The 12,450-nt window shown below is 47.0% G+C and carries 1 protein-coding gene (running past one end of the window); it reads right to left on the minus strand.

Going from position 1 to position 12,450, the window contains the following annotated elements; genetic code table 11:
• Positions 1-12,450, minus strand: partial view of a tandem-95 repeat protein gene (locus tag KR49_RS10920; protein WP_162176163.1) — the final stretch only. It continues 21,447 nt past the right edge of the window; 12,450 of the gene's 33,897 nt are visible here — the last part of the coding sequence; the start codon falls outside the window, past its right edge — the gene reads right to left on this strand; it ends in the stop codon at positions 1-3.

The raw sequence follows: 12,450 nt of genomic DNA on the forward strand, positions 1-12,450 counted from the left end.
TTAGATCGTGTCGACCACCCCTTGCATTTCATCTGTCATGAGCAATCCATCCACAAGAGGGTTGATGATGTCATCTTGGTCGAAGTCAAATCCACCGCTCTGAATCAGCTCGTTCATCGTTGTGTTGATGGTGTTGTTGTCCAGGCTGGCATCAGCTGACAGGGCACCATCGGTGAGGGCGTCGCCAGGGAATGTACCCATCAGATTGCGCAAGCCGATGACGGCATCATTCTGGAAGGTGATGCTTCCACTATTGTCAAAGTCGAAATTCGTGACGACTTCGCGAAGGTCATTAACTTTTAGGTTGAAGTTTTTCTGGACTGATTTCCCACGTAAGTCTGTGCTCACCAGGCGAACATCATAGGAGTCTTTGAATTCAAAGTCTGGAGATTCTTTGATCTTTAATTGGTCTTCCTCCACTGTGAAGAAGGTGTTGTCTGTGTCTCCGATCCCACTGATCAGTTCGTAGGTGAAGGTATCTTGTTCATTTGGATCAGCCGTTGTCAGTGTGGCGATCATAGCTCCTGCAGCTATGTTCTCGTCAAAATTGGTGGCACTCAGCGTCAGATCAGTCGGTGATTCATTCACGAAGACATCTGCTGGCTGAGATGCAATCACCAAGGGATCAGTAATGATTCCATCCGCGATGCCGTCGAAGTCGCCGCGTCCACCATCCTGGAGCCAAAGTTCAACGGCTTCAAATAGGCCATTGTTATCGGCATCGATGAACAACGCTCCGGTTCCACTGATTGGGTCGTAGTCGAACGATTCCCAGACGCCGTCCTCATTGGGCTTGAGAATACTGGGATTGGCAAGACCTTCTCCTCCGAGCTCAAGCTCAACCTTCTGAAGCTCACCGAACCCGAGGGTCTCCAGATCAAAGGCAAGTTCACCGAGGAACTCTGTGTCTTCGGCCAGTTCACTATCTACGGCATCAACAATAATGTCACGTAAATCATCAGCCAGGCTCTCGTCCACGGCGCCAAATCCAACATTCTTGAAGCTTTCACCGTTGCTGGGACCAGCCAGAATCAAAGCTTCGGAGGCTTTGCTCTTGCTTCCTCCACCGCCGGTTCTCAACGACGGCAAGGCCACGAGGTCGTCGGCCAGTGTCAGGACGCCATCCTCAGCTTCAGTCATGAACTGATCAAGGTTGACATTAATACTTGCTCCGCCGACGTTGACCTCCATGGCGGAATCGCTGCTGAACAGAAGCTCGAGAACCGAACGTGGATTCAACACTTCGGGTTTTCCGTTCTTGTCAAAGCGGATGGCTTCTGCGAGATCAGGATCTTCGACAACCACCGGTGCACCGCTGGCGGCTGCCTGAACGATCTGAGACACAGTTTCCTGCTGCTCGGCATCCTCTTCTGGAGCGAGCCAGGGAGAATCGTTCCAGTAGACCGAGATGCCCCGCTCAGCCTCCGCAAGGATGCTCAATTCTGGACTGTCTTTCAGCTCGTTCTCTGCGGCTGTGGCAGCAAGGTGAATTTGGCCCAGATGCACACTGCTGCTTCCTGGCCATGTTGCGGCGAGAGGATCACTCCAGGTCAGAACAAGCGTGTCGTCCTCGATGGACGCTCCTTCCCAACCAGTGGCGAACATATTGGTGAGATCTGCTCCGATAAGACGTTCGGTGAGTTCCGGATTTGAGATCCGAATCGTCAGTCCTGTCGAAGCCATCCCTGCCACGCCAGGGGTGTAAACGAGATCGAAGCTGTCGTTGTCGATCCACTGACTCGAGAGTTCAGCCGTGATGCCGTCGTTGTCTCTCAGAAGCAGTCGTTGAGCGCTATCGGGGAGTGAGATCTTTTCTGAATCGCTGCTGAAGGAAAGAAGAAGTTCCTGATCACTGGTGACGAGCTCGTTGTCAGTTGTCTCGATGCTCAGCAGGGCCAGGCTGCTTCCGGCGTCCACGCTGACTGTTCCTTCTGTGCGGTTGAGTTGATCGATCGCGTCAGTTTGATCTGCGGAAGTCGTGATCTCCCACTGCAGTTCTGTATCGCTCTTGAGCGGTTGATCGAACTGCAAGAGAAGCTGGAAGTCATCACCTTCGGTGGTTTGACGTTCTTCCCAAGGGATTGATTGCAATGTGGCAACGTCCGCTTGGACCATCGGTGGCACCACCAAATTGATCTTTGCAGTGACTGGATCACGATTGGGTCCGTCCTGAACCTGTAGTTCCAGCCTGTGAAGGATGGCTGCCGCGACTGTTGCATCAACTTCAAGGACACCATCCTCAAGAGTGATTCCTGGAGGTGTGAGCTCTGGGTCGGGGAATTGGTATTGAAGACTATCGCCGTTGGCATCCATTACCCAGTTGTTGGCTTCAAGATCCCATTTCGTCGTCTGACCCGCCGCCGCCTGCAGTTGGAAGGGAAGATTCCAGATCGGCTCAATGTTTCGCTGCGTGATCTTGACATCGAAATGCAGGTCGATCGACTCAAGTTCAATATCCTCATCACTTCCGCTGGCACGGACCGTGAACAGGTGATTACCGATGCTGTCATGGGGAATTCCACCAATGGTGATCATTCCAGCTTCGCCATCGAAGGTGATGCCATCAGGTGGCACACCTTCTCCTTGGAGTTCAAAGGAGAGGACATCACCATCGGGATCAGTAACCAGACTGTTCAGGCTGATGATCTGCTCTTGGCCCGTTGGGCGTTGACCCGTCTCCAAGCGCAGGGTCATTTGATCCCGAGCAGTCTCGGTCAGAGCCGGTCGATCCGGAAGATTGTTAATGGTCACGCCCAAGTTGTGACGTTTCAGTGTTCGACCATTGCTGTAGGTGACCTCAAGATTGAAATTCCCTTGCAGGTTGTCTTCGGGTTTGATCGCCCAGGCCTCCAGTGTCGAGGCACTTGCACTGTCATCCTCAATCACAGTGACACGATAGGGAGATGGTTCAAGAGCATCTGAATCTTCACTGAGATTCGCATCATGCATCTGCATATCAGAGATCCAAGTAGCTCCGCCATCTCCAACGCTATGCCCTGTAACACCTTGTTTGAAAGCATTCAGGTCGACCAAGCCTTCTGCGTAGTTGGATTCGTCGTATCCAAGCAGCTTCAATTGAAGTTCCAATTGCTCAGCTAGATACGTTGCCACCCTGTTTGTTCCTAGAGTAGCGAGAATTTCGTCAACCTTCTCTTCAAAGGAAGAGGTGCTTGATCCGTAATCGGAAAGATCAATCAGGAGAGCACCATGCCCTTCCTGGAAGCTGATGTGATCAACTTGCTTGAAGGGATCTGCTGATGCAGGATGTGCTGCCTCCCTGAAGAGAGAGGAGGTGCCGAAATGCAGTGTCTGCTCAAATAGATTCAAACTACCGTCAGGGATTTCAACACCAGTAACGTCATCCCCGTCAGTGATCTGGATGACTTCGTGGAGCTTCAGATTGATTGAGAAAGAGCTTTCCGCACCAGCATCAATTGGTAATTCGCCCATCAGTTTGTCTAGCTCTGCTGCGGTGTAAGTGTTCATGATCTGCTTTCCATCAATCACTTTGCGGCTCATGTCCCAGCGTTGGATCACCTCACCGGTTTCAACAGAAGTCAATGTCAGTGCAACCGGTCGATCGCCAGCTGCGTCGATGACATTTTCCGGTAAATCTAGGCCGTTAATTGTGTTTTGCGAGTTGGGGTTTAGGTCGGGTCGGTAGTAAGCATGGTGAAACACTCGGCCTGTGCTTTCTTCTTCTTCTGCTGTAAGCAACCATCGGCTATTGGCAAGTACAAAGGAATTTTCTATGGTCTTATTTTCGATATAGCCATATTCATTTGTGGTTGTCGCGGTCGTGAATCGACCTGCTTCGGAAAACTCATTGCCGGTTACTGCGGGGTCATCAGCGCCACCCATTCCATCCGGTACTCCTGGGTTGTCCTCTGGGAGGAAGCCATCAGGCACACCTGGATTGTCGTCTGGGAGGAAGCCATCAGGAACCCCGACAGAGTTGTCAGTGCCCATTCCATCGGGGACTCCAATCGTGGAGCCTGTGCCCATGCCATCGGGGACTCCAATCGTGTTGGTGGTCCCCATCCCATCGGGTACCCCAGTCACGGTGTTGACTGTGCCTGTTGAGAAGACAGGATCTAGAGCGATGGTTTCAATCTCGTTTTGTCCACCAGGTATTGGCCCATAAGCCATCAATGCATAGGGATTGCTATTGGAACTATCCATCCCGTCAGGAACACCTGGATTGTCTGTTGCATCAAACCCATCTGGGATTCCTGTATCAAAATCACCAACAGAAACGGTATTATCTGAATTACTGGAGCTTTCAAGATCCAGATTAACATCATCTTCAGAAATCAGTGAATCAGATGAAAGTGTGATGTAGGCAGGAAGTGGTTCGCCTGCCTTGCCTGTCATCGTATCTCCAGCCTGTAGTAGCCCATCGGTCACAAGCACGATCTGACCCGTAAAAAGATTAATGGCAGTGGCCGGACTTTTTGTCGTATTGATTGTATTGACTTCATCCCGGCTTAATTGCCAGGCACCTCCTTCGTTGGAGAAACCTTCCCAGACAAATGTGTCACTTGTATCAAATAAGCTCCTTGACATCTCAAGTTCAATCCTAAGATCAGAACTTGGTGTTAGGCCATCGGGAAGTGTGAATACAGCTTCAGAGGTTGAATTTGTCGCTAATGGTCCTGAACGCTCAAAGTCAAGATCACCGAGATAGATATCGAGAAGCTGGTCATGGCGAAGCAATCGAACACGTGCTGAGCCAATTTCAGAACTCAGTAGAGGACGAGCGCCATCTGGGACTTCAAGGTTTGCTTCTACAGTAATTTGTTGCCCTTCAACTTCAAGATTAACGATGCTGAGCTCAGGCTGTATATCGTCGTTGATCAATTGAAGCTCAACAACATTTTCGTTGGGCTTGATGGTTTCATCGGTTTCAATTGTTATATTGAATGCCTCAATATCTCTCTCTGAACGCGAGTCTTTATCTGGATAGGGATAGTTTTCGGCAAAAATTGTGTCACCACCATCAGGAGTGAGACTCGCTGTTACCTGATTGATCCCCTCTTTGTGCGTAATGCGAAGATAGTCATTGGTCGAGGAAGCTGCGATTGTGAACTGCAGATCTGCATACTCACTGGTGTTTTTTAAAGTATTGACAAGGCTTGCCAAGCTTGCCTTGTCTGAGGTTCTCGCCACCACTTTGGTTGCGCCATCACTGAGGGTGTAGGTTGTGGAGGCTTCTGGCGAGATAGAAAGAGTTTGAATTCCATTACTAACGATGGTTTGATCTCCACGTAAAGGGATGGTAATTGTGCTCCAGAGTTGTCCAGCATCCCATTTGGGGTCTTCACTGGGTTGGCCAATATCGAGGCCTGGCATATTTCCATCTAAATCACCTGGAAGTGTGATGGTTGCTGTCGATTCGGCATCTACTTCAAACTCTATTCTTTGCTCAGCAGTACTCTCTATCGGGAAGTTGAGCTCGACGACGGTTTTGTCGACACCAAAAGGAAGTACCAATTGATGGTCAGCTCCAATACCCGTGGTGTGGTTGAGATGCTCAATCACACTTTCTGTTGGCGAGCTTTCCACAATCAGTAAGCGACTCAGATCACTGTTTTCCGTTCCGAAGTAGGAGTAATTAATCTCATAAGATTGGAAGGTGCCTTGCTCTGGGATGTATGTCAATTCGGCTTCACTCTCACTCGTCAATATGCCGATAGCATTGGTATTTTCTTTGGCATCATGCTCGGTAAGGAATGCTGCATATCCGTCATACAATGTTTGTGTAGACGTTGAATCATCGTTTTCCTCATTGGTCGCCCACCTCAGCCATAGCGATATGCTGCCGTCGGGATTGATGAATGATGATGAACTGCTCTCGCTATTATTGTCACTATCGCTAGATGTATCTGTGCTTGACGTAGCATTGCCTTCAGTGATATACAGCTTCTCAATTTCAATCTCAAGAGTGGCTATTTGATCATCTCTGAGTTCGTCTGTATTAAAGCGAAGATATGTCACGTTCTCTCCTTCATATTCCATGTGTTCATCATGATCCCACTGGGCTTCTTCAAAGACCATTGGATCTATTAAGTCTCCATATCCAGCGCCGAATTCATAATTAAGTCCTGTTTTCAGGACGTCTCTGAGCCCTTGAAGTTGATCATTCACTGGATCTTCTGATCCAACCTCAAAGACCTCCCCGAGAACATGAATGAAGGTACCGTTGATTGGTGCATAAACCCTGTTGAATTCACTTTCATTGGTGATTGTGACATACAGATGATTGTTGCTTGCTGAACCACCCACAGGAGTTTGCTCACTTGCTCCAGTGCTAAAGATGTTTGCCTCAATATTGTCTGCATTGTTATCAGTAGTGTTGGTGTTATTTTCTTCGGACAATTCAGCACTAAGTTCTTCCAGTGTTTTACCATTGATCTTATTGATGCCGGAAGCGGTGACCTCAATCACCCGGTTAGCCTCTGACATATTGATGCCAAAATCTCCAGGTCCAGCAACGAAGACATCTGAGGCATTATTGAAATTTACATCAATGGTCCGTTTGTTGGGCTTATTCAGGATGTCATCAATGCTTATTGCTGTAGGCCTAATTGACGGCAATGACAGAATAAGTTCATTGAGTTTACTGGTGTCAAGAACATCAGCTTCGCTTGCATTATCTACTCGAGTGATATTTGTAACACGGTAGTTGTCAGGGAGATTAGTTGTCGTTGGAATGATCAGATTCCGATCCGTGTTAATTACAAATGGCTTTTGTTGCTCTTCAATATCAATGACTTCGTCATCGTTACTTGAATTGATGAAATGCTGGTCGAGTGCAAGAGGCTCGACTGTTGTAACTTCAAAGATCGCACTTACGCTGCTGGCAATGCCTCCATCCGGATCTTGTCTAAGTGTCAATGATTTGTTTTCAAGCAGATCAGATTCGATGTTAAGGATTTGAAGGCTGTTGACAAAGCCAGCTGCTTGAGATCCGCTAAAAGTATATTTTAAGTAATTATTAGGCTGTGTTTCGGCACTGATTTTAAGATCGTCCTCATTGAATAGATCGTTGAACATCTCATTCCATCCCGGGAGATTCAAAGCAGATAGTGTTGCGCCATCTTCCAAGGAGAACCGACGTCCACTGACACCGTCGATGAGATCTGCATCTTGAGGAAGATAAAGCTCCCAGGTATCGGTTTCTTCATTGCTACTGAAGTTTTCATGCTGAGTGGATGGAATGAGATCTCCTCCATCTCTAAACCTGAGCTCGAGTGGCTGAATCAACTGGATATCAGGAACAGACGTATCTTCAAAGGTTTGGGTCCATTGCAAGGACATCGGGGCGCGACCAACGGCTTCACGCGTTGGCATAAAAGCCAATGCTGAGAGTTGCTCGGCGCTTAACTCAGCAACAAGTAGATCGTTGTCGCTCTCTGCGGTGTGGAAAGATGTATTGAGGACTTCTGCACTATTTTCATAACGTAGTACGAAAGCACCCACTTCTACTAACCAATCGGGAACATAAAGCTTAATTGTCGGACTAATGCTTGAAAGAGCAATATCATTTGATTGAACCGTGAGATTACGGTCTTTTAGGAATAGTGGAACCAGATGACTACCCAGGTGCTGAAGGCTGTCTCCCTCTGTGAAGCTGACGCTCTCCAGTTGCAAACGCTCTGGACGAATGTCCTCAGCAGGAGGCTCTGGAACCTGCAGGTCAAACGATGCTGAAGTGGCTTGATGGCCTCCAGCATCAATCACTTGTGCCTGCAAGGATAGTGTTCCAGACGTTAGTTTTTCATAATTCACACCAGTTTGAAGTAATTGATCTTTTGACAGACGCATCTTTGTTTCCTCTTCCGATTCAAGAATGTCGGCTACAGAGAACCACTTCGACTTAGTCGTCGGTCTAGTCCATGTTGCACCTCCAATCAGTGTTCCTGTGAGGTCGGATAACGTTGTCCCATCTGCATCAACACGATTACCACTACCTTCGTCAAACTTATGGAATGCAACCAGGCCTGATTCATTTCCGTTCGATGGAGTTGTTTGCCTCTTGGCGATTTCCGCTTCAGATAGTGCTCTATTCCAAATCAGAGTGCTTTCCATCATTCCGTCAAAATATTGGTTGTTGCGATCAACACCAATTTTTATTTCGCTGGCTGTTGCTGTCTCAGTGGTGGATGTAGTTACATTTGGTATATCTGATGCTTTCTTGATGCCATCGACATAAATGATCCTCTCGCCTGTAGAAGTATCGTATGTAACGGCAATATGATGCCAATTACCGTCGGAGAGATTGAGATCGTCGCCATATGCCGGCAACTCTTGACCATTAAGTGTATGTCTAATGCCGTTGTTGCTATTCATCTGTAGTGAGTTATCCTCACCATCGATTCCTAGTGTTCTCCAGCTGAGAATTCCTCGAGTTTCGGTTAGGTCTGGCCGTATCCACGCTTCAACGGTGAACGATGATGCACCTGTAGGGATATCGCTATTGTCTTCAATGGTTATGTGATCATCTTCGCCATCAAATTCAATGGCACTTTCAGTATGCACCCAGCGCCAATTGTGATGGTCTTCAATTGTCAGATCACTTTCAATATCTTCGCCTGATTGCATTGAGATCGACACTGTGAAAGTATCGAAATCGCCCTCTATTTTGGCTTCTTTAATCTCGGGTGCGATAGGTGTGGTGTTGCTATGGAGTGCATAATTCGGAATCAGATTCCCATAGACTTCTTGCTCATTCTTATCTCCCCACTCGGCTAGTAGATCGGCTCTACTGTCGCCAAGATCAGTGATCGAGAGCGAGTACTTTAAGGTCTGATCACCAGTGACTGATAACAGCGGCAGAGATGTTTGAAGGCGCCCCAGTTCATCGTTTAATTCGTGATAAGGATCATCTGGATTATTGAATTCAAAGCGCATAGCTCCGCTTCTAAGGTCTTCAAGGGTGAAGCTAAGATTCGAATATTGATCTTCGCTTTCGCCGGTGGTTGCATCAAGTTTCAGCTCGCCAATTCGCTCTCGAATGTTTCTGCCATTCAATCTAAGTGTAATCTTTTCTGGTAGCTCAGGTATCTGATTGGTGTCAAGTTTATATTTCTTTCTTAGGCTGAGTTCACTATCGAGGCTTACGTCATCTCCAGTCGCAAAACCAATTACTTCCTCTACTACATCATTGCCATCGATTTGGCTGAGAGTCCAATAAGCGCTACCATCTTCGCTTACGAATGTCCTGTCGATCGTTCTGAGCGAAACGTTGGTCGCAGATGTGTCTGTTGATGTGGTTGGTAAAATGGCCAAGAAATCATTCTGGATAATCTCTTCATTAGCCTCTACAACGTCACCAACGTCAACAATGAGTTCTGAGCCTGATGGGATTGTCAACGTCAGCTCAGGCTGATTTTGATCAACTGGTTGCAGTGTGACCTTTTTTGTGCCTAAAGCATCGTCTTGAATATTGGTAATTTTTCCTGCCGTTGGTGTTGTCTGACTGCCGTCGCTCCAACGCCCCATGCTTTGTCCAACAAACGGTTGTGCATTGCCTTCATCAGAGAGCTGCTGCACAAACAACCTTTGGCTGTTGCTGTCGTATCTGATCTCATCAGCGACGCCGTCATTATCAAGATCAATATTGACGGAATGATTATCGACATTCAAACTTGTCAGCAAGTCTCCAGTTATAACAGTATTTCCAACACTCTTTAGGATCGTAAGGTGGGCTGGAATGGTCTGAGTGATCGTACTATTGCTGTCACTCGCTTCGGTGATGAAGATCATTCTAGATCCATCTCTTGTATCGTGAATATCTGTAATTGTTCCAGTGGCTTGGGCTTTTATATGTTCTGCTTCTGATCTTGCGTATACCAAGTCACTTACCTTGGCTTCGATTGAAGCTTCGCCACTTGGTGTTAAAGTCGCGAATCCTTTCTGAATCCCACAATTTTTGTAAGTGAGTTTGATGAGATCTCCCGAAGTGTTCAGGGAAATATTGAATTCAAGTGATCCTGCTTCTGCCGATAGTTTTTCAACCAGATTAGAAAGAAGACCTTCTTCCGTCAGTCCGTTTGTTCCTATGGCATCCGTCACAACAGTGATGGTTAGTGATCCATCGCTCAGACTATATGTTTCCTCAGGTTGAGGTGTTACACAGATATAGAGTGTTTCGTGAATGACTGTTTCTGAGACAATGGCGTCAATTGAAGATTCTCCAATCGGTGTCAGCGTTGCGATGCCCTTCTCAATCTCATTTGTTTTGTAGGTGAGTTCTATGAGTTCACCCGACGAATTAAGGGAAATATCAAATGCAAGTGATCCTGCTGCTGCTGATAGCTTTTCAACGAGATGAGGAAGAAGGTTTTCTTTTGTCAGCCCGTTTGTTCCGATGGCATCGGTCTCAATAGTGATGGTTTGTGATCCATCAGTCAAACTGTATTCCTTTTCAGATTGTGGTGTTATACAAAGATAGAGTGTTTCGTGAAGTTCTGGATTTTGAATTTGCGCCCCTTGATACTGCGGTACCAATGGTTGAACTGTAAAGGCTTCTCCTTCACCCCAGCTCGAACCACGCATACCGGTATCAATTGCTTGGATCGACCAGTAGTAGCGTTCACCTGCGATAGCGGAATTCAGTAATCCCGCATTATGGAATCCCTGATTACCTGGGCTTGCAATTCTGCGTTTCCCTGATTCTGGATCCGCTAGTGGTGACTGAACATCAAATAGACCTGGCTCAGTACCTACCGCCAAGTTGTAGGTATATGGAGCATCATCATTGGTCAGATGACTGAAGTCCCAGTTGAACTGAATTGCATTATGTTCGGAGTTCCAACCAACATCTTTTGCCTTTGGAACATCAGGTTGGCGATTAACCATACCCTCAAACTTTGGTCCGTCATCATCAGGATTCTGAATACGCTCACTTGTCGTATTCCGGAATATTTGGAGATAGGGTAGCTCTTCAGATCCTTGTGCCCCTGTGATAGCTAAATCGAGGTCTCCGTCGTTGTCGTAGTCGGCCCAACTTGTATTGCCTCGCTTGAGACCAGGAAGAGATATTGCAATGTCTGAGAAGTTATCACCACCACCAATAAGTGGATTATTGAGCAACCGCGTGGTCAGCATTCCTGTTTCGCGAGATACACCACTCAAGAGCAGGTCTTGATCCCCATCATTATCAACATCAGCCCATGTGGCAGACCCCTCATTTAGGAGTGGGATATTCACACGACCGCTCTTAATGTGAACATCTGCATAGGCCGGGATTTGTGCTGATCCGACGAGCGACTCTTTAATCTTGATATCATTAATATCGACATTTTTATCTAACTCTAGTTCGGGCATGATGCGTAAGATAGCATTGGCATCTGATAACTCTCTTGTCCATGGGAAGCTCAGAATATCTCGATCCGTGATTTCAAACGGTTCATCTTCTTTCGACAAATCTCCGTGTCGCATCTTATCCAACTCAACATCCTGCAATCGATTCAGAATACGCGTTTCATTCTCGTCAATAATCATCATCCGTAACCCTAGTGGCGACTCTTTCGTTCCCAAGCGTGCATGGATGTCAACTTGATATGTCTCACCAATCTGAGGCTCGCCACCTAGTAATTCTCGTAGATCAAAGTCTCGTTTCACAGCAGAGAGATAATCCACGTTCGGGTTGCTTGGGACGACAGGAGATAGAGTGTCGAAGGCATTTAACGTAACTACTTCTACATAGCTATCAAGGATTGGTTCCTTGTTCAGGAGATCAAATCCAATTTGATGGATAGGAACAACTAATTGCTCAGGTAGCGTGCTTGTGCTACCTAGCTCTTCAAATACTGGATCCAGAGAGATTCCACCACCTTCTGGCCCTGATGTGTACAAATCAGAGACATTGCCGCCAAGATTGACATCCCCAAACGCTGCGATCAATCCGTCTGTAAATAGGGACCCTTCTGTTGTGTTGAGCGTAAATTCTAAATCGTCAATTGTTGATTCCGCGCTTTCTCCCACTGTGAAGACTTCTACAGGTGTTGCCAAAGGTGTTATGTTTAATGTTACCGAAGGTTCTATTTCATGAATTGTGTCGCTTAATTCAATGTAGCCACGGATATCAAGTAAATTCTCCTCATTGAGTAGTTCTAATTCGAGGTTCGTGACCGGGGTCACCAAGTTATCGATACCCCAAGATTCGTCCTCAAGTTTTTGATTGAGTGTAGAGCTGAAGCCTAAATCAATGGTTGCCAGTTCAGGTGGTGTGGTAATAGTTACGCGGTACTTCTGATCATCCCAGCCACTGAATACAGTGTTTGCGCGCTTGCCGTTTGGCTCAATCGTGTAATGATAAGTTAATCCATCAATAGTTGTGCTGTCGTGGACGACGGGTTCTGTTCTCCCAAAGTAAAATTCTTTTTCGAAAATGATGTCCTCACCTGAATAAACTTGGAAGAGTTCTCCATCCCAGGAATCGAT

The sequence above is a fragment of the Synechococcus sp. KORDI-49 genome, assembly GCF_000737575.1.
Taxonomy (GTDB): domain Bacteria; phylum Cyanobacteriota; class Cyanobacteriia; order PCC-6307; family Cyanobiaceae; genus Parasynechococcus.